Here is a 17,839-nt window from a genome sequence, read left to right on the forward strand (position 1 = left end):
TCTGATCAGGCACGTCGAGTCGACGTGAGCTTCAACCGGGGCGCTGTCCGGCACAGGCGAAGGCCCCGTCCGATCCGGGAGAACGTGGATCGGACGGGGCCTTCGCCGTTCGACATGCCGGCCGACGGACAGGCCACCAGGGGCCGGACGGCCGGCTGCGGTTCGATCAGCGACGCAGCTTGACCTTGCTGAGCGCGGCGACACCGAACGCGGCGAGGGCGATCTGAATGATCCACTCGATCCAGTCGACGCCCTTGGTGTTGGCAACGTCGAGGCCGGACGCGATGCCGGTGCCGACGAATGCGGCGATGATGCCGATCGCGATCGTCCAGAGCAAACCGATGCGCTGGCGTCCTGGGACGACGAGCCGGCCCAGCACACCGATCACGATGCCGATGACGATGGCGCTGATGACGCCTGAGATCTCCATGAGCGGGCCTTTCGCATCCCAGCCGTTGATGACTACTGACGGCTGACGAGTGCCCGCGCGAAGCGGTACCAGTCCTTTTCCCGGCGGACGGCCGTCCCGGGGGAGCTCGGAGCAAGGTCAAGAGGCCCTGGCGGCCCGTTCGGCGGCGCTGCGCTCGACGCAGAACTCGTTGCCCTCGATGTCGGCGAGGGTGGCCCACCCGGTGCCGTCGGTACGCCGGTGATCGCCGACCAGCGTCGCGCCGAGGGCGAGCAGCCGCTCGACCTCCTCGTCGCGAGTGCGGTCCGTGGGCTGGATGTCGAAGTGGATACGGTTCTTGATCGTCTTGCTCTCGGGGACGGCGATGAACAGGATCGAGACGCCCCCGGCCTCCACCAGGGCCTCGGGGTCGCCCGGTCGGTCGTCGTCGCCGATCTTGGTGTTCAGAACCTCAGCCCAGAAGGTTCCGAGTCGATAGGTGTCCCCGCAGTCGATGGTCACGTGGTGCACAAGAGAAGCCATGGCCGCCACTATGGCGGGCGGCCGGGGGGCCTTCCAACCGGATTTGCCGTGACCGGTGGGCAGTTGGGTCGGTCCGGTCGGTCGGCCGATGACGGATGTCCGTGCACGCGCTGTCGTCCGTCGCCTCGTACGATCCGGTGTTTTCTTCTTCAACAGGCAACCCAGGCGCCCCTTCACCGGTCTCACAGGATGCTCACAGACTCGGCCCTTGGGCGCGTGGGGTGCGCCCGTTCCGTCGGCCGGCCGTGGGCTGTCCAGTCCGATGCCACTTGACCATGGCACTCGCAGACGAGGAACCGATGACCAGTCAGCAACACCGCATGCGCCTGAAGCGCCCGGCGCTCGTGGCGGCAGCCGCGCTCACCGCCCTGGCAGCCGGGGCCTGGGTGGCTCCCGGCGCGGAGTCGGCCCAGGCGAGCACGGCGGCCAAGCCGAAGCTCAAGCTGATCGCCGCGTCGAAGTCCGTGACGCTCGACCGCTGGGAGGGGGAGCCCGGGGTCTATCTCGACCTCGGTACGTACGTCACGGTCGACGACGTGCCGCTGGAGTTCAAGGTGACCCGGAAGTCGTACAAGGACCCCGTCGTCGCCAAACAGATCATCCGTGACGGAACGAGCACGCACACCAGAACCCTGCCCGCCGGGCTGGTGAAGAACTTCTCCGGGCTGCCCGGCTTCCTGAACGTGTCCATCAAGAACGCGGCCGGCCAGGAAGTGAAGAAGTCCAAGGGGACCTTCTGCCCGAACAACGCCTCCGGGCGGATCCGGCCGGACGCCCCGGCCACGTCGAAGTACCCGGAGAGCTGCTCCGAGAACCCGTTCACGCTGGGCTCGGTGTGGGGCGTCGAGAAGGGCTGGGCGTCCAACTCCAGCACGGTCGACTACGACAAGCCGGTGGACCTCCCGGCGGGGGAGTACACGGCCAAGGTCTCGGTGGCCAAGAAGTACCGCGATCTGTTCGGCATTCCGGACAACCGGCCGACCATCAAGGTGACGGTTCGTCAGAACAGTGACGGGGGAGGGGAAGGGGTGTCCTCGCGCTCCTCCGCCCACCACGGGGCCGGTCACGGTGCGCACTCCGGCCACTCCGCCGCGCACTACGGACCCCGTGGTGCGGAGGCGCCCACGCCGCCCGCGCTGTCGCACGCTCTCGAAGTCCGGGGCATGGCGCACCACTTGGGTGACGGACCGGGCCACACCGACGGCTCGCGCATCGCGCCCGCGCTGAAGGCGAACACCGGGCGGCCCACCGGCCGGGCGGGCGTCCCGGCCAACGTGCCCAAGCCCGACCTGCGTTCACTGCCGGCCTGGGGCATCGCCGTCACCGACGGCGAGGAGGGGGACGTCCCCGGCAAGGACTATCTCGCCTTCAGCGCCAACGTCTGGAACGCCGGACCCGCCCCGCTCGTCGTGGACGGATTCCGCAGCCCCGGCGCGGAGTTGATGGACTCCTACCAGTACTTCTACGACGCCGACGGCAAGCAGGTCGGGTACACGCCCAGCGGCACCATGGAGTGGGACCCGCGCGTGGGTCACGAGCACTGGCACTTCACGGACTTCGCCAGCTACCGGCTGCTGAGTGCGGACCAGACCCAGCAGGAGCGCAGCGGCAAGGAGGCGTTCTGCCTGGCCAACACCGACGCGATCGACTACACGGTGAAGAACGCCAACTGGCACCCGTACAACACGGATCTGTCGACGGCCTGCGGTGAACGCAACGCGATCTCCGTCCGCGAGGTCCTCGACGTCGGTTCCGGTGACACCTACAGCCAGTACCGGCCCGGCCAGTCCTTCGACATCACCGGCCTGGCGAACGGCACGTACTACATCCAGGTGATCGCCAACCCCGAGAAGCGCCTGCAGGAGAGCAACCTCAACAACAACATCTCCCTCCGCAAGGTCGTTCTGGGCGGTACGCCGGGCGCCCGCACGGTGACCGTGCCGCCGTACGACCTGATCGACGCCCCGTAGGAAAGGCCGTAGGGCCGCGTACGACATCCAGGTGCCCCTGGGCCGGCGTTCTCGCCGTGCCCGGGGGCACCGACGCGTCGCGTGCGATGTCTTGACGTGTACTTGGCGAAGTGGGTTCATGGGAGCGCTCCCATGCTCTTTTCCCATGCCTGAGTTCCTTGGCTCACTTCCCTGGAGTCGCAGTGAGAACAACAAGAGGCACGACACGAAAGCGTTCCTTAACCGAACTGTTGACCGGGCTGGTCGCCTTCCTCGGGCTCATCGCCCTCGGTGTTCTCAGCCCGGCCGCCGCCCAGGCCCAACCTCGGACGCCCAGCGCCCAAGCCGCAGGCCTGCACATCAGCGACGGCCGCCTGCTGGAAGGCAACGGCAACGACTTCATCATGCGGGGCGTCAACCACGCCCACACCTGGTATCCGAGCAGGACGACGAAGTCGCTGGCCGACATCAAGGCGCTGGGCGCCAACACCGTCCGTGTCGTCCTCGCCGACGGCCACCGCTGGACCAAGAACAGCGCCGCGGACGTCGCTGACATCGTTTCCCAGTGCAAGGCCAACCGGCTCATCTGCGTGCTGGAGGTGCACGACACCACCGGTTACGGCGAGGAGACCGCGGCCGGCACGCTCGACGAGGCGGCCGACTACTGGATCGGCCTGAAGAACGTCCTCGCCGGCGAGGAGGACTACATCGTCATCAACATCGGCAACGAGCCCTGGGGCAACACCAATCCGGCCGGCTGGACCGATCCCACGATCGCCGCGATCAAGAAGCTGCGCAGTGCCGGTCTGGAGCACACGATCATGGTGGACGCCCCCAACTGGGGCCAGGACTGGCAGGGCGTCATGCGCGCGAACGCCCAGGCCGTGTACGACGCCGACTCGACCGGCAACCTGATCTTCTCGATCCACATGTACAGCGTGTTCGACACGGCTTCGGAGATCACCGACTACCTGAACGCGTTCGTCAACGCCAAACTGCCTATCGTCATCGGCGAGTTCGGCGGCCCCGCGGACCAGTACGGCGACCCGGACGAGGACACCATGATGGCCACGGCCGAGCGGCTCCGGCTCGGCTACATCGCGTGGTCCTGGAGCGGCAACACCGATCCGATCCTCGATCTGGCGATCGACTTCGACCCCACCCGGCTCAGCTCCTGGGGCCAGCGCGCCATCAACGGCGCCAACGGCATCGCCCAGACCTCCAAGGAAGCCACCGTCTTCGGCGGCGGCACCCCGGGCGACACCCAGGCGCCGACCACCCCCGGCACCCCGGCCGCCTCCGCCGTGACGGCGACTTCCGTCACCCTCGCCTGGAGCGCGGCGACCGACAACGTCGGCGTCACCGGCTACGACGTCGTCCGCGTCAGCGGCGGCTCCGAGACCACCGTCGCGGCCTCCACCACCAACACCGTCGCCGTGACCGGCCTCACCGCCGACACGGCCTACACCTTCGCCGTCTACGCCCACGACGCGGCAGGCAACCGCTCGGCCCGCTCCGCCACCGTCAACGTCACCACCGACAAGGGCAGCAGCACGCCGGGCACGGCGTGCTCCGTCGGCTACCGCGTCGTCAACGAATGGCCGGGAGGCTTCCAGGGCGAGATCGCCCTGCGCAACACCGGCACCGCCACCCTCAACGGCTGGACGCTCGCCTTCTCCTTCGCCAACGGCCAGACCGTCTCCAACATGTGGGGTGGCACCCCCACCCAGACCGGCGGCACGGTGAGCGTCGTCCCCGCCGCCTATACCTCGACCATCACCGCCGGCGGCTCGGTCACCGTCGGCTTCATCGGGGCGAAGGGCGCCACCAATACGGCCCCGACCGCCTTCACCCTCAACGGGACCTCCTGCACGGCCACGTGACCGGCCGCTCGCGCCGACCGGCGGGGTCACTGGCCCCGCCGGTCGGCAAGGCGTCCGGCAGGGGCCTTGCGGGCCGTGGCAGGTCGGCGGCCGAGGACGGCGAAGGCGACGAGGAACGCGGTGAGGAGCAGCCCGGTGCCGACGGCGAAGGCCAGGTGGTACCCGCTGGTGAGCGCCTCCGGCCGCGCGGCGCCCGCGCTGAGCCGGGCCTCGGTGCGGCCCGCCGCGAGGGTGGAGAGGGTGGCGACACCGAGTGCCATCCCGATCTGCTGCGTGGTGTTGAACAGACCCGAGGTGAGCCCGGCGTCCGGCTCGTCCGCCCCCGACATGCCGAGCCCGGTGAGTGCGGGCAGTGCGAGGCCGAAGCCCGCGGCCAGCAGCATCACGGGGAGCAGGTCGACGGCGTATGCCGCGTGGACGGGCACCCGGATCAACAGGGCCAGCAGCGCGGTCAGCAGCGCCAGTCCGACGAGCAGGACGGTGCGCTCCCCGAAGCGTCCGATCAGACGCGAGGAGACACCCAGCGAGACGATTCCGATCACCACGGCGGCGGGCAGCATGGCGAAGCCGGTCTCGGAAGCCCCGTACCCCTGCACCTGCTGCAGATAGAGCGCGACCAGGATCTGGAACGAGAACAGACCGGCCACCATGAGCAGTTGGACGAGATTGGCTCCCACGACATTGCGTGAACGAAGAATCCGCAGCGGCATGAGCGGGGTCTTCGCCACCGCCTGTCGTGCGGTGAAGGCCGCGAGCAGCAGAAGCGCCAGGGCGCCGAGGCCGAGGGTGTGCAGCGAAGTCCAGCCGTACGTCTCGACCTTGATGACGGTGTAGACGCCGAGCATGAGGCCGGACGTGACGAGGAGCGCCCCGCTGATGTCGGCGCCCGCGCGAAGGCCCAGGCCGCGATCGGCGGGCAGGGCGGGCACGGCGACGGCGAGGGCCGCGAGGCCGATCGGCAGGTTGATGATGAAGATCCAGTGCCAGCCGAGAGCGTCGGTGAGGATGCCGCCGAGCACCTGCCCGATCGAGGCGCCGGCCGCGCCGGTGAAGCTGAACACCGCGATGGCGCGGCTGCGTTCGCGTGGCTCGGTGAAGAGCGTGACAAGGATGCCGAGGCTGACCGCGGAGGCCATCGCGCTGCCGACGCCCTGCAGGAATCGCGCGGCGATCAGGACGGCGGGCGAGCCGGCCGCTCCGGCGAGGAGGGAGGCCGCGGTGAAGACGGCGGTGCCGGTGAGGAACATGCGCTTGCGGCCCAGGAGATCGCCGAGCCGGCCGGACAGGAGAAGGAGTCCGGCGAAGGCGATCAGGTAGGCGTTGACGACCCAACTCAGCCCCGCGGGCGTGAAGTCGAGGTCCTTCTGGATGGCCGGCATGGCCACCGTGACGATGCTGCCGTCGAGCACGGTCATCAGCATTCCGGTGGCGATGACGCCCAGAGCGAGGGAGCGGCGGCGGTGAGCGGCCGAGGCGGGCGGGGAGGCGGGGTGCGGCTTGGGCGACAGCGCGGGAGCTGACGTGGACCTGGTCATGGGGGCCTTCCTGTCGAGGCTGGTGGGGATGCGGATCGGGCGGGCGCGGTGGGACAGAGGTGGTCGCCGGTTGGCGGTCACCTGGCCGTGACGCCGACAAGTGTGACCGTAGCAGATGGTTCCGTTGCAGACTATCTGCATAGAACTCTTCTGCTTGCTAACCTGAATCCCATGACCGCCCTGAGCCCGGCCTCCCCGGCCCGTACCGCGCCCGATCTCTCCTTCTTCCTGGACCACACCAGCCATGTCCTGCGGACGCGGATGGCGGCCGCCCTCGCAGAGGTGGGCCTCACTGCGCGCATGCACTGCGTCCTCGTCCATGCCCTGGGCGAGGAGCGGACACAGGCACAGCTCGCCGAGATCGGGGACATGGACAAGACCACGATGGTCGTCACGGTGGACGCCCTGGAGAAGGCGGGCCTCGCCGAACGCCGTCCCTCCAGCACGGATCGGCGAGCGCGGATCATCGCGGTGACGGAAGAGGGCGCGAAGGCGGCCGTACGCAGCCAGGAGATCGTCGACGGCGTGCACCGGGAAGCTCTGGCCCAGTTCTCCGACAGTGACCGCGAAACCTTCCTGCGTCTCCTCGGCGCCCTGACCGAGGGCCCGCTCGCCGCCCCGTCGGAGTCCCCGCAGCAGGCCCGCCGGGCACGCCAGCGGAGCTGAGCCGGGCGACTTCGGACCGCGGGGGGAGGCCGGTACTCGAAACCGTGCGGCAGTCAGGATGTGTTCAGGCTCGCGGTGCGACCGTCTGGCCCCATGACCTACGAGACGTCCGCGACATCCTCCGTCGACAGCGCCGCCGCCGCGGTGCCCGGCCATCGGCTCCGACGCAACAAGGTTCCCGAAGTCACCGTGTACTTCTGGCTGATCAAGGTGCTGTGCACGACGGTCGGCGAGACCGCCGCCGACCTGCTCGACGAGAAGCTGGGCCTCGGTCTGACCGGTGTGTCGCTGCTGATGAGCGGGCTGCTGGCCATCGTGCTCGTCCTCCAGTTCCGCAGCACCGCCTACCGCCCCGGCCTCTACTGGCTCGCCGTGGCCCTGATCAGCATCGTCGGCACCCTGATCAGCGACAACCTCACCGACAACCTGGGAGTGCCGCTGACGACGAGCACCACCGTCTTCGCGATCGCCCTCACGCTCGTCTTCACCTGCTGGTACCGCCGCGAGCGGACCCTTTCCATCCACAGCATCGATTCCCCGAGCCGCGAGTCGTTCTACTGGCTCGCGGTGCTGTTCACCTTCGCCCTCGGCACGGCCGCCGGTGACCTGGTCGCCGAGCGCATGGACCTCGGCTACTGGATCACAGCCGTACTGTTCGCCCAGGCGATCGCCGCGATCGCGGTGGCGCGCTTCGCCCTCGGTCTGAACGCCGTGTGGAGCTTCTGGATCGCCTACGTGCTCACCCGGCCGCTCGGTGCCTCGATGGGCGACTACCTCTCCCAACCGACCGGCGACGGCGGGCTGGGCCTGGGAACGGTGGTGACCAGCGTGCTGTTCCTCGCGGTCATCCTCGCCCTGGTCATCTTCCTGACGGTGACGCGCAAGGACGCCACGCCAAACGTCAGGGCGAACGGCACCGCGGGCGACGTCACCACGGATGTCACCACGGGCGTCACCGCGGCGGAGGAGAGTGCCCGGCCCCACCCCCGAGAACCTCGCTGACAGGTGTTCAGGATGTGTTCAGGGTGCGGACGGCAAGGTCGGCACCGGTGCCGCCACCCGGCAGGTCACCTCGCCGCCCGCCCCGCCCGGCAGAGCGCCCGCTTTGGACGCGCGCGCCCTCTCGTGACTGAACAGGAGCCTCCGCATTGGAGAAGCCGGACATCCTCACCGACCTGGACGTCGCCAGTACGACCAGGTCGGTGATGAAGAAGCTGCCCGAGGTCACCCTGGCCTTCTGGATCATGAAGATCGCCGCGACCACCCTCGGTGAGACCGCCGGCGACCTCTTCGCCCAGACCCTGAAACTCGGCTACTTCCTCACCACCATCGCCCTGTTCGTGCTCTTCGTGGTGACACTGGTCGTCCAGCTCAGGTCCCGTCGCTACAACCCATGCCTGTACTGGACGGTCATCCTGTCCACCAGCATGGCCGGAACGACCATGTCCGACTTCATGAACCGCAGCGCGGACGCCAAGTACCTGTCCGGCGGCGCCACTTCGCTCGGCTGGGGGCCGCAGGGCCTGGGGCTCGGCTACCCCACCGGTGCCGCCATCCTGATCTCGGTCCTGATCGCCGTCTTCGCCCTCTGGAAGCTGACCGGCATGACGTTCGTCATCCGTGACATCGTCAGCTTCCGCGGGGAAGCCCTCTTCTGGTCGGCGATCCTCGTCTCCAACACCCTCGGCACCTCCATGGGCGACTTCCTCTCCGACAGTTCGGGACTCGGATACGCCGGAGGCGCGCTGCTCGTCACCGGGGCTCTGCTGGTGCTCCTCGCCCTGATGCGCGTGCCCGGCGTGCCGAACGTGCTGCTGTTCTGGGTCGCCTTCGTCCTCACCAGGCCGCTCGGCGCCACGGCCGGTGACTTCCTCACCAAGCCGGTCGCCAAGGGTGGCCTCGACCTCGGCACGGCGGGGTCGTCCGCGGTGCTGCTGGCGCTCCTCGTCGGCCTCATGGGATTCGCCCAGGTGCGCGAGCGCGGGACCGCCGCCCCGGTCGCGGAGATCGCCGAGCAGCAGGCGGTCACCCCGCGGGCAGGCTGACCACGAACCGTGCCCCGGGCGTGTGCCCGGGGTCGTACGTCACCTCGCCGCCGACGGAGCGGGCCAGCCGCCGCGCGAGCGGCAGCCCCAGGCCCGCTCCGCCGTGTCCGTCGCCCGGGTCGGCCCGGCGGCCGGGTTGGAAGAGGTGCGGCGCGAACGACTCGGGTACGCCGGGGCCGTCGTCGGTGAGGTCGATGCGTACGCCGCAGGGCGCGGGGCAGGCCCGGACGGTGACGCGGGAGCGCGCGTACCGGCAGGAGTTGGCGAGGAGCGGGCTCACGATCCGTTCGAGCAGGGCGACCTGGACGCCGGCCTCCAGGTCGCCCTCATCGCCGTCGCAGCTGCCTTGGACGAGGACGGTCACGGTCAAGTGGCTCGGCTCGCCCAGGGTTTCGACGGCGCGCCGCAGCGCGGGCCGGATCCAGGCGGTGCCGGGGGTGGCGGGCGCGCTGTCGCGGGCGTCGTCGAGGAGGGTGTCGCAGATGGTGCGCATCGACTGCGCGGCGTCGGCGACGACCATGTGGGCTGCCAGGGTCTCGGCGGCGGAGCGGGGGCGGGCCTGCCACCAGTCGAGTTCGGCGATGATGCGGCTGAGCGGAGTGCGCAGTTCGTGCGACAGTTCCCCGGTCAGCTGTCGCTCATGGCGCAGGACGGCGCGAATACGGTCCAGGAGTGCGTCCAACGACGTACCGAGGCGGGCGAGTTCGGCCGGTCGTACGACGGCGGCGAAGCGTTCCTCGGAGGCCACGGCGCTCCACCGGGCGGCTTGGTCGGTCATCGCGCCCACGGGCCGCAATGCACGGCCGACCGCCAGGCGGGTGAGTGCGTAGGTGCAGGTGAGCATCAGTACGTCCAGGCCGCACGACCCCAGCAGCAAGGTGTCGGCCGAACTTCGGTAGGGGGTCAGGTCCAATGCCGTGACGACGGTGACGGCGCCCCTGCGATCGGGGACGGGCCCGGCGCACATCCGAACGGGCACGTGATGTTCGGCCGTGACGCAGTGGCGCCCGCCACGACCGACGAGTTCCCCGGCGAGACGCGTCAACGCAGCGGTGGGCGAAGGAGGTTGCTCCAGAAGCCGGGTCCCGGTGTAGATCCACACGTTCGCGTCGAGGAGGCGGTCGTTGGAGGTCTCCAGGACGCGTACGGCCGGGCCGCCGGTGTCGATGGTCGTGGCGACGGCCGCTGCGCGGGTGCGCAGTTCGTCGTCCGCCTGGTGCTGGAGGTGGCGCTCGGCGACGGCGTTGAAGACGATCGTGAGCAGCACCATCAGGAGCGCGGCGGTGGTCAGCGCCACCAGGGACAGCCGGCCGCGCAGCGTTCGCGGGGCCGGCCGCGAAACGATGACCGAGAGCCGTGCGAAGGCAGTCATGACAGGCGGTGGCCGACCCCGCGGGCGGTGCCGACGGTCATGTCGCTGCCCGCCCCGCGCAGCTTGCGGCGCAGCCGGGTCAGGTACTGGTCGAGGGTGTTCTCGCTGACCTGAGCGCCTGCGGGCCAGCCAGCTCGGATCAGCTCGCGCCGGCGCACGATGTCCCCGGCCGCCGCCATGAGCGCCGCGAGCAGACGGAACTCGGTCGGAGTCAGGTCGATCCGGGTGCCGCTCGCGGTGAGGGTGTGCCGGACGCCATCGAGGACCAGGTCACCGATGGTGGCCGTGGCCGTATCGGCCTGCCCAGGCGCGGCGCGCTTGACCGCCGCGCGCAGCCGGGCGGCCAGCTCGGCGAGGTGGAACGGCTTGGGCAGGTAGTCGTCGCCGCCGGCGGAGAATCCGGACAGCCGGTCCGTGAGGCGGTGATGGGCGGTCAGGAAGATGACGGGGGAGGGGAATCCGTTCGCGCGCATCGCCTGGCAGACATCCCGCCCGTCCGCGTCGGGCAGCCCGATGTCGAGGACGGCCGCGGAGACCTCGGCGGTGGCCAGCCGCAACGCGGTGGCGCCGTCCGGAGCGGGCAGCGTGTCGAATCCCTCCTCGTACAGCCCGCGCCGCAGTACGTCACGCAGGGCGTGATCGTCCTCGACAACTAGGATCTTGTGGCGCATGGCCCTCCAACGGCGGCGCGGTGGCCGTGTTTGTGATGCCGGTGATGAAGCGGTCGGGCAGCCATGAGGCCGCGGCGCACAGGCACAGCCCCAGCCAGCCGACGCTCAGCAGCCAGCCGCCGGCCACATCGGTGAACCAGTGCACCCCGAGATAGACACGGGTCAGTCCGACGAGCACTCCCCAGCACCCGATGACAACAGCGAGCAGGGTTCTGCCGCGCGGGCCGCGCAGGAATATCGCCAGGACGAGCAGTCCGGCGGTGCAGGCCGCCGTGGTGCTGTGCCCGGAGGGGTAGGCCCATCCGGAGGCGTGGGTGTGCCAGTCCAGCCGGGGTGGGCGGGGCCGGGCGACGAGCGTCATCACGCCGTAGCGCACGGCCTGTCCCGAGACCAGGCAGCACAGGGAGAGGGCGGCGGCGAGCAGTCGGTGGCGCAGGGTGCGGCCTGCGACGATCCCGGCCAGCACGGCGAGCGCATAGGGGACGACACCCGTCCCGGTGGCGGTGAGGCCGCGGGCCGACGCCACCGCCATGACGGGGCGGTGGGCCAGGGACCAGCCCGAAAGGGCGTCGTCGGTGAACAGCGGGGCGCCGTCGCCGCCGACCACGACCATGGTGAGGACGGCGAACGCCGCGAGGGCTCCCAGGCCGACGCTTCCGGCGAGGTCCGCGATGTCGCCGCGCCGGTCGCTGCCGCGCTTCATGAGGCCACCAGCAGGGGACGTAGGCGGGTGGCGGTGATGCGTCGGGCGAGGGCATCGGGGGAGCGGCGCAGCACCTGCATGGCGAGCAGCGCCACCGCGGCGCCGACGAGCGCACCGGCCGCGACGTCGTGGGGGTAGTGCACGCCGACCCAGACCCGGGAGGCCGCCATGGCGCAGGCGGCAACGGCCGCGACCACGCCGAGTCTGCGGGAGACGAACAGCAGGGCCACCGCGGCCGCGAAGGCGATGGCCGTGTGATTGCTGGGGAAGGACCAGTCACCCGGCGCCGGGCACGCCTCCAGCGTTCTGCTGTGCAGGCTCTGGCACGGCCGTGCCTCGCGGAACAGCAGTTTCAGCAGGGTGTCCACGCCGTAGGCCAGGACCGCGATCACCGGAACGGCCAGCGCCTTCACGGCGGCCGCGCTGCCGACGTGCCGGGCCCGCAACCAGCCGGCCACCATGAACGCGGCGAACACCAGGAGCCCGTACGTCGACCAGGCCGCGACACCGTCGTCGAGCCAGGCGGGCGAGCGGCCGGCCAGGTCCACCACATCGGTGTAGAGGGAGCCGTCGACGGAAGGGGTGGCCAGGGGTGAACGGGCGTTCAGCACGTTGACGGCGAGCTGCGACGATAGGTCTGTGCGTGTGGTCATCGTCGCGAGCTCCTTCGTCCGGAACCAGTGGGCGCGACGAAGCCACGCCCGACCGGTGACTACAATTCTGTAGACGGTCTACTGGACTGTAGACGATAGCGCGGTGAGGAACGTTCCCATGACCGACGAGAAGGACGAACGACGGCCGTCCGGCGAGCTCGAGGCCGCGGTGATGGCCGCCCTCTGGGCCGCCGGCACCCCGCTCACGCCCGGCCATGTGCAACTGGAACTCGCCTCGGGCCTCGCCCGAACCACCGTGACGACGATCCTGTCCCGGCTGCACGAGAAGGGCATCGTCGGCCGCGAGCGGCAGGGGCGCGGCTACGCCTACTTCCCCGTCCAGGACGCCGCTGGACTCACCGCCCGGCGCATGCACAGCGAACTCGACCGGGACACCGACCGCGAAACCGTGCTGGCCCGCTTCGTCGCCCAGCTCAGCCCGGACGACGAACAACTGCTGCGCCAGCTGCTGGAGGCCGACGAGACGTGATCCTGCTGCTGCTCGTGCCCCTGCTGGTGCCCTTCGCGGCACCGCCGCTGGCGCGCCGCGCCCTCGACCGCCTGGACCCCGTCACCGCACTGTGGTCGCTGACCGCCTCCGCCCTGGTGCTGGCGGGCGCCTGCGCGGCCGCCCTCGGCGTCCTCGTGCTGACCGGGCTGCTCAAGATCCCCGCCTTCGCGGCGCTCGGCGAACTCGTCCACCCGCTGCGCACGCCGTCGGACGCCGTCGTCGTCCCCGCGGCCGCGGTGGCCGCCGGCGTACTCACCCTCGGCGTCTGGACGCTCGGGCGCTCGGCCGTACGACAGCTCGGCGCCTTCCGAACCGCCCGCAGCCAGGCGGGCCACCGCCCCACCGCGGGCGACCTGTGCGTCATCGATTCGCCGCACCCCGACGCGTACGCCCTGCCGGGCCGCCCGCACCGCATCGTCGTGACCACCGCGATGCTCCGCAGCCTCGACGCCGCCGAACGCGAGGCCCTCTTCGCCCACGAGCGCGCCCACAACCAGGGGGGCCACCACTACTTCCTGGCCGCCGCCGAACTCGCCGCGCAGTGCCACCCCGCCCTGCACGCGACCCGCACGGCCATCCGGCTCGCCGCCGAACGGGCCGCGGACGAGGCCGCGGCCACCGCCGTCGGCGACCGACGGCTCATCGCCCGGGCCATCGCCCGCGCGGCCCTCGCCGGCCACGCCACCCGCGCCACCCGGCCGGCCTTCGCCTCCGCGGCGACGACCGGCCCCGTCCCGCGGCGGGTCGCCGCTCTGCTCGCACCCCCCAACGGCCGCCCGCGTGCCACACGCCGGGTCGCCCTGCTCCTCGCCGCCTGTACGGTCCTGTCCGCCACCGCCGCGACCGCCGACGTACTCACCGTCCATCACGAGGTCGAGGTCGCCCAGGGCGAGGAGAGCCGCTGATCCGGTCAGGCCCGAAGGGATGCGTGCCGACGCCTGCGCGGTCAGTCGTCCCTGTCCCCGTCGTCGTCCTCGCCCTCTTCGGGCTGCGTCTCTTCCCTCGCCGGCTGGGTAGCGACAGCGCCCTGCCCCGGGGGAGTGGGGCCCGCGGTGCGGCCCTGGTCGGGGCGCGAGGTTTCCGCGGTGGCGGGGTCCGGCGCGAACCAGGCCCTGCCGATCAACATGGCGGCCAGGAAGATCACCGCTGCGGCGACGGCGATCGTCAACCTCGGCCTGCGGGCGACGAGTTCACGCACCCCGCGGCGCGCCCGGGGGCTTCGACGCTGGTGACCGGTGCGCGCGGTGGCGGACGGCAGGGCGTACGTGGTCGGGGGGCCGCTCTCGCCGAGCGCGCGCCGTCGGCCGGGCGCGGCGCCCGGCGTTGGTCCCGTCGGACCGATCGGCCGCGGAACGGGAGCCGACGCGGCGGCCGGAAGAGGCTCGGGACGGCCCTGCCAGGCGCCGGCGGCGAACCAGCCGGCCACCTGCTGGGCCGTGGGCCGGTCCGCGGGATCCTTGGCGAGAAGACCGAGGAGGTAGTTCTCGAAGGCGGGCGGCAGCCGAGTGCCGAGCTCACGCGGCGATACGGGCGTCGCGTCGAGGTGCTGATGCAGGATCACCAGGGCGGTGTCCGCCTGGAACGGCGGTCGGCCGGTGAGGAGTTGATAGAGCACGCAGCCCAGCGAATACACGTCGGACGCGGGTGAAGCGGGCTTGCCCAGAGCACGTTCGGGGGCGAGGTACAGGCTGGTGCCGACGATCTGCCCGGTGGCGGTCAGCGCGCCGGCCGGGTCGTCGAGGAACCGGGCGATGCCGAAGTCGCCGATCTTCAGGGCGCCGTCGGCGTCCAGGAGGAGATTGCCGGGCTTGATGTCCCGGTGCACGATGCCCTGCCCATGGGCGGCGGCGAGCCCGCCCGCGGCCTCGGCGGCGATGCGGGCGACGTGCTCCACGGGCAGCGGACCGCCGGCCTTCAGATGCTGCGCCAGGCTGTCGCCCTCGATCAGCTCCATCACCAGGAACAGTCGGTTGTCGTACGAGCCGAAGTCCAGGACGCCGATGACGTGAGGGTGGTTGAGATGCCCCGCGGTCTGGGCTTCCAGGCGGAACCGGGAGACGGCGGTGGGGTCGGAGTCCTGACTGAGCAGGAGCTTGACGGCCACCGCCCTGCCCAGCACTTCGTCGTATGCCTGCCAGACCTCGCCCATGGCGCCGCGTCCGATGGGGGTGTGCAGCCGGTACCGGCCCGCTATGAGCACCTGTGATTCATCCTCATGCCACTCGTGCCACAAGACGACTTGACTGCCGCAGGCCATAACTCACCACCTGGGCAAGGGTGGTGGTGGGGGCGGTGCCGCAACGGCCCTCAGCCTACCCGCCGACGGAAACACCGCAGGCCACGGTCCTGCACGCAACGCTTCCGACCCATCGACGACCTGACCGTCCGGCGCATCCGGGCCCCGTCCACGACCTGCCCATCGGACGCACGGCAGCGGAAGAGCCACCCGAGTGCGTCTTTCGCGAAAGTGCGGAAGCCCGGCAGGATGCTCTTCAAGGTCCACTGGCCGCAACCATCCATCCCCGTACGGCGCTTTCGTCGCCGGACGGAGCTTCACGGCTCGTGCCCTCGTGCCCGTGAACCGCATGGCGCAACAGGAAGGACGGTCGATGCCGACGCGTCGGAAACTCCGCGTCGCCCTGGTCGGCGGCGGGTTCATGGGGCGGGCCCACTCCCATGCGTGGCGGACGGCGCCGCGATTCTTCGACCTTCCGGCCGACCCCGTGCTGTCACTCCTCGTGGGACGCGACCCGCGGAAGGCGGCGGCGGCAGCGGACCGGCTCGGCTGGAGCGACTGGTCGGCGGACTGGCGCGAGGCCGTGACGCGCGACGACGTCGACCTCGTCGACATCTGCACACCGGGGGACACCCACGCCGACATCGCGCTCGCGGCGCTCGCCGCCGGCAAACACGTCCTGTGCGAGAAGCCGTTGGCCAACTCGGTCGCGGATGCCGAACGGATGAGCGCGGCGGCGGAGCGGGCGGCGGACTCCGGCATCGTGGCCATGTGCGGCTACAGCTACCGCCGCACCCCGGCCCTGGCGCTGGCCCGCACGTTCGTCGAGGAGAACCGGCTGGGCCGGATCAGACATGTCCGGGCGAGCTATCTGCAGGACTGGCTGACCGACCCGCGTGCGCCGCTGACCTGGCGGCTGGACAAGGCCAGGGCGGGCTCCGGCACCCTGGGCGACATCGGCGCGCACAGCATCGACACCGCCCAGTGGCTCACCGGACAGCGCATCACGACCGTGTCGGCGACGCTGCGCACGTTCGTGACGGAGCGTCCGCGACTGTCCGAGCAGGTCGGGCTCGGTGGCCGCGCCGCCGATGACGCGCCGCTCGGTCCGGTCACGGTCGACGACGCGGCGGCGTTCACGGCCTCCTTCTCCGAAGGGGCCCTCGGTGTCTTCGAGGCGACCCGCATGGCAACGGGGCGTCGCAACGCGAACCGGATCGAGATCAACGGCGAAGTGGGCTCCGTCGCGTTCGACTTCGAGCGCATGAACGAGCTGGAGTACTTCGACGGCCGAGGACCGGATACCGGGGCCGAAGGCTTCCGTCGCATCCAGGTGACCGACCCCGTGCATCCGTACATGGCCCAGTGGTGGCCGACAGGCCATGGCATCGGCTACGAACACCTCTTCACTCACCAGGTCGCCGACCTCGTCTCGGCGATCGGCACAGGGTCAACCGCCGCGCCGTCGTTCGCCGACGCACTCGATGTCCAACGCGTGCTCGCCGCCGTCGAGGCGAGTGCGGCCGACCGGTCCCGGGCGACGGACATCAGGAGGGAGCGATCATGACGCGGAAACAAGCGCTGGTGGTGCGGGGCGGATGGGAGGGCCACCAGCCGGTCAAGTCAACGGAGTTGTTCCTCCCCTTCCTCGAACGCAACGGCTACACCGTACGGGTCGAGGAGTCGACAAAGGTCTACGCCGACGCCGCCGCGATGGCCGGTACCGACCTCGTCGTGCAGTGCGTCACCATGTCGGAGATCACCCCCGAGCAGTTGGCCGGCCTCGGCGCGGCGGTCGTCGCAGGCACCGGCCTCACCGGCTGGCACGGCGGCATCGCCGACTCGTTCCGCGCGTCGTCGGACTATCTGCACCTGGTGGGAGGCCAGTTCGCGACCCACCCGGGCAAGGAACCCTGCGAGCGGCACGGCGGCGCGGAGGACAACTACCTGCCGCACACCGTGGACATCACGGAACTCGGCCGCGAACACCCCATCACCGCGGGTATCGAGGACTTCGAACTCGACACCGAGCAGTACTGGGTGCTCCACGACGACCTCATCGACGTCCTGGCCACCACCACCCACCCGGCCCGGCCGTGGCATCCCTGGCACCGGCCGGTCACCACACCGGCGATCTGGACACGCCGGTGGGGCGCCGGGCGCATCGTCGTGACCACCCCCGGACACAGTCCGGACGTGCTGGAGAACGTCAACGTCCGCACCGTCATCGAGAGGGGAATGCTGTGGGCGACGCGCACCGCATCGGCATCGTAGGACTCGGCGTCATCTCCCGTGCGTATCTGGACACGCTCGCGGGGCATCCCGCGGTGCGCATCACCGCGGTCGCCGACCTCGACGCCTCCCGGTCGGCTGCCGTCGCCGCCGAGATCCCCGGCGCGCAGGCACTGAGCGTCGAGCGCCTGCTCGACAGCCCCGAAGTCGACACGGTGCTCAACCTCACCGTCCCCGCCGCCCACGCGGAGATCGCGCTCGGCGCGATCGGCCGGGGCAAGAACGTCTACGCCGAGAAGCCGCTGGCCGCCGCCTTCCCCGACGCCCGCTCCCTCATCGACGCGGCCGCAGCGGCCGGGGTCGGGGTGGGGTGCGCGCCCGACTCCGTCGTGGGCACCGGTCTCGAGACGGCGCGGGCGGCCGTCGACGCCGGGCGCATCGACACCGTCCAC

18 protein-coding genes are annotated in these 17,839 nt (G+C 70.8%); 10 read left to right on the forward strand and 8 right to left on the reverse strand.

Features of this window, described 5'->3' with window-relative positions:
* Nucleotides 1-166: 166 nt before the first annotated feature.
* Both ABZS97_RS37680 and ABZS97_RS37685 read right to left on the reverse strand, forming a co-directional pair.
* Nucleotides 167-430 (reverse strand): GlsB/YeaQ/YmgE family stress response membrane protein, encoded by a 264-nt coding sequence (locus tag ABZS97_RS37680; RefSeq protein ID WP_356145559.1) that lies wholly within the window; start codon nucleotides 428-430, stop codon nucleotides 167-169.
* A 117-nt stretch (nucleotides 431-547) separates the two neighbouring features.
* The gene (locus tag ABZS97_RS37685; protein WP_356145562.1) at nucleotides 548-931 is read right to left on the reverse strand and encodes a VOC family protein; all 384 of its coding nucleotides are present in this window, start codon (nucleotides 929-931) and stop codon (nucleotides 548-550) included.
* A 299-nt stretch (nucleotides 932-1,230) separates the two neighbouring features.
* Here ABZS97_RS37685 and ABZS97_RS37690 point away from each other — a divergent pair, with 299 nt between their 5' ends.
* Together ABZS97_RS37690 and ABZS97_RS37695 are read left to right on the forward strand one after the other, a co-directional pair.
* The gene (locus tag ABZS97_RS37690) at nucleotides 1,231-2,901 is read left to right on the forward strand and encodes a lysyl oxidase family protein (protein ID WP_356145565.1); all 1,671 of its coding nucleotides are present in this window, start codon (nucleotides 1,231-1,233) and stop codon (nucleotides 2,899-2,901) included.
* 182 nt (nucleotides 2,902-3,083) lie between these two features.
* The gene (locus tag ABZS97_RS37695) at nucleotides 3,084-4,763 is read left to right on the forward strand and encodes a cellulase family glycosylhydrolase (protein ID WP_356145568.1); all 1,680 of its coding nucleotides are present in this window, start codon (nucleotides 3,084-3,086) and stop codon (nucleotides 4,761-4,763) included.
* A 26-nt stretch (nucleotides 4,764-4,789) separates the two neighbouring features.
* Here ABZS97_RS37695 and ABZS97_RS37700 read toward each other — a convergent pair whose 3' ends face one another.
* Nucleotides 4,790-6,184: an MFS transporter gene (locus ABZS97_RS37700; protein WP_356145610.1), complete on the reverse strand. Its 1,395-nt coding sequence runs from the start codon at nucleotides 6,182-6,184 to the stop codon at nucleotides 4,790-4,792.
* A 285-nt stretch (nucleotides 6,185-6,469) separates the two neighbouring features.
* Between ABZS97_RS37700 and ABZS97_RS37705 the strand changes: the two genes are divergently transcribed.
* The 3 genes from ABZS97_RS37705 to ABZS97_RS37715 all read left to right on the forward strand — a co-directional run bounded on the left by ABZS97_RS37705 (nucleotide 6,470) and on the right by ABZS97_RS37715 (nucleotide 9,009).
* Complete coding sequence (locus tag ABZS97_RS37705) at nucleotides 6,470-6,964, forward strand: MarR family winged helix-turn-helix transcriptional regulator (RefSeq protein WP_356145571.1); 495 nt, start codon at nucleotides 6,470-6,472, stop codon at nucleotides 6,962-6,964.
* Nucleotides 6,965-7,057: 93 nt separating this feature from the next.
* Nucleotides 7,058-7,966: a hypothetical protein gene (locus tag ABZS97_RS37710; RefSeq protein WP_356145574.1), complete on the forward strand. Its 909-nt coding sequence runs from the start codon at nucleotides 7,058-7,060 to the stop codon at nucleotides 7,964-7,966.
* 146 nt (nucleotides 7,967-8,112) lie between these two features.
* Complete coding sequence (locus ABZS97_RS37715; protein ID WP_356145577.1) at nucleotides 8,113-9,009, forward strand: hypothetical protein; 897 nt, start codon at nucleotides 8,113-8,115, stop codon at nucleotides 9,007-9,009.
* Here the strand turns inward: ABZS97_RS37715 and ABZS97_RS37720 are convergent.
* From ABZS97_RS37720 to ABZS97_RS37735, 4 genes are read right to left on the reverse strand one after another with little or no spacing between them, the layout of a single operon-like run.
* A complete protein-coding gene (locus ABZS97_RS37720; RefSeq protein ID WP_356145580.1) occupies nucleotides 8,990-10,381 on the reverse strand; it encodes a HAMP domain-containing sensor histidine kinase in 1,392 nt (463 codons plus the stop codon). The two genes, ABZS97_RS37715 and ABZS97_RS37720, sit on opposite strands and share 20 nt — an antisense overlap.
* Nucleotides 10,378-11,052, reverse strand: coding sequence for a response regulator transcription factor (locus ABZS97_RS37725; RefSeq protein WP_356145583.1), 675 nt, complete (start codon nucleotides 11,050-11,052; stop codon nucleotides 10,378-10,380). Before ABZS97_RS37725 ends, ABZS97_RS37720 begins: the two co-directional genes overlap by 4 nt.
* Nucleotides 11,006-11,755: a phosphatase PAP2 family protein gene (locus tag ABZS97_RS37730; RefSeq protein WP_356145586.1), complete on the reverse strand. Its 750-nt coding sequence runs from the start codon at nucleotides 11,753-11,755 to the stop codon at nucleotides 11,006-11,008. Before ABZS97_RS37730 ends, ABZS97_RS37725 begins: the two co-directional genes overlap by 47 nt.
* Nucleotides 11,752-12,408: a phosphatase PAP2 family protein gene (locus ABZS97_RS37735; protein WP_356145589.1), complete on the reverse strand. Its 657-nt coding sequence runs from the start codon at nucleotides 12,406-12,408 to the stop codon at nucleotides 11,752-11,754. The genes ABZS97_RS37730 and ABZS97_RS37735 overlap by 4 nt, the downstream gene beginning before the upstream one ends.
* Before the next feature lie 118 nt (nucleotides 12,409-12,526).
* Here ABZS97_RS37735 and ABZS97_RS37740 point away from each other — a divergent pair, with 118 nt between their 5' ends.
* Both ABZS97_RS37740 and ABZS97_RS37745 read left to right on the forward strand, forming a co-directional pair.
* The gene (locus tag ABZS97_RS37740) at nucleotides 12,527-12,898 is read left to right on the forward strand and encodes a BlaI/MecI/CopY family transcriptional regulator (RefSeq protein ID WP_356145592.1); all 372 of its coding nucleotides are present in this window, start codon (nucleotides 12,527-12,529) and stop codon (nucleotides 12,896-12,898) included.
* Entirely contained in the window at nucleotides 12,895-13,824 is a 930-nt protein-coding gene (locus ABZS97_RS37745) for a M48 family metalloprotease (protein ID WP_356145595.1), read from the forward strand. The genes ABZS97_RS37740 and ABZS97_RS37745 overlap by 4 nt, the downstream gene beginning before the upstream one ends.
* Nucleotides 13,825-13,865: 41 nt before the next feature.
* On the opposite strand, the gene ABZS97_RS37750 is transcribed toward ABZS97_RS37745, so the two are convergent.
* Nucleotides 13,866-15,119 carry a protein kinase gene (locus tag ABZS97_RS37750; RefSeq protein WP_356145598.1) on the reverse strand — a complete coding sequence of 418 codons (1,254 nt, stop codon included), beginning with the start codon at nucleotides 15,117-15,119 and terminating at the stop codon, nucleotides 13,866-13,868.
* A gap of 385 nt (nucleotides 15,120-15,504) precedes the next feature.
* Between ABZS97_RS37750 and ABZS97_RS37755 the strand changes: the two genes are divergently transcribed.
* The 3 genes from ABZS97_RS37755 to ABZS97_RS37765 all read left to right on the forward strand — a co-directional run.
* Nucleotides 15,505-16,722 carry a Gfo/Idh/MocA family oxidoreductase gene (locus ABZS97_RS37755; protein WP_356145601.1) on the forward strand — a complete coding sequence of 406 codons (1,218 nt, stop codon included), beginning with the start codon at nucleotides 15,505-15,507 and terminating at the stop codon, nucleotides 16,720-16,722.
* Complete coding sequence (locus ABZS97_RS37760) at nucleotides 16,719-17,429, forward strand: ThuA domain-containing protein (protein ID WP_356145604.1); 711 nt, start codon at nucleotides 16,719-16,721, stop codon at nucleotides 17,427-17,429. The genes ABZS97_RS37755 and ABZS97_RS37760 overlap by 4 nt, the downstream gene beginning before the upstream one ends.
* Nucleotides 17,399-17,839 (forward strand): Gfo/Idh/MocA family oxidoreductase (locus tag ABZS97_RS37765; RefSeq protein ID WP_356145607.1); only part of this gene is annotated, 441 nt, incomplete at its 3' end. The genes ABZS97_RS37760 and ABZS97_RS37765, both read left to right, overlap by 31 nt.

This window comes from Streptomyces sp. NPDC005485, assembly GCF_040606085.1.
Lineage (GTDB): Bacteria > Actinomycetota > Actinomycetes > Streptomycetales > Streptomycetaceae > Streptomyces.

Bases quoted from the DNA above. Each gene is read 5' to 3' on its own strand.
- ABZS97_RS37760 (WP_356145604.1), top strand. From the start codon at position 16,719: ATGACGCGGAAACAAGCGCTGGTGGTGCGGGGCGGATGGGAGGGCCAC.
- ABZS97_RS37735 (WP_356145589.1), bottom strand. From the start codon at position 12,408: ATGACCACACGCACAGACCTATCGTCGCAGCTCGCCGTCAACGTGCTG.
- ABZS97_RS37690 (WP_356145565.1), top strand. From the start codon at position 1,231: ATGACCAGTCAGCAACACCGCATGCGCCTGAAGCGCCCGGCGCTCGTG.
- ABZS97_RS37755 (WP_356145601.1), top strand. From the start codon at position 15,505: ATGGCGCAACAGGAAGGACGGTCGATGCCGACGCGTCGGAAACTCCGC.
- ABZS97_RS37725 (WP_356145583.1), bottom strand. From the start codon at position 11,052: ATGCGCCACAAGATCCTAGTTGTCGAGGACGATCACGCCCTGCGTGAC.
- ABZS97_RS37720 (WP_356145580.1), bottom strand. From the start codon at position 10,381: ATGACTGCCTTCGCACGGCTCTCGGTCATCGTTTCGCGGCCGGCCCCG.
- ABZS97_RS37705 (WP_356145571.1), top strand. From the start codon at position 6,470: ATGACCGCCCTGAGCCCGGCCTCCCCGGCCCGTACCGCGCCCGATCTC.
- ABZS97_RS37710 (WP_356145574.1), top strand. From the start codon at position 7,058: ATGACCTACGAGACGTCCGCGACATCCTCCGTCGACAGCGCCGCCGCC.
- ABZS97_RS37730 (WP_356145586.1), bottom strand. From the start codon at position 11,755: ATGAAGCGCGGCAGCGACCGGCGCGGCGACATCGCGGACCTCGCCGGA.
- ABZS97_RS37700 (WP_356145610.1), bottom strand. From the start codon at position 6,184: ATGCTGATGACCGTGCTCGACGGCAGCATCGTCACGGTGGCCATGCCG.
- ABZS97_RS37740 (WP_356145592.1), top strand. From the start codon at position 12,527: ATGACCGACGAGAAGGACGAACGACGGCCGTCCGGCGAGCTCGAGGCC.
- ABZS97_RS37680 (WP_356145559.1), bottom strand. From the start codon at position 430: ATGGAGATCTCAGGCGTCATCAGCGCCATCGTCATCGGCATCGTGATC.
- ABZS97_RS37685 (WP_356145562.1), bottom strand. From the start codon at position 931: ATGGCTTCTCTTGTGCACCACGTGACCATCGACTGCGGGGACACCTAT.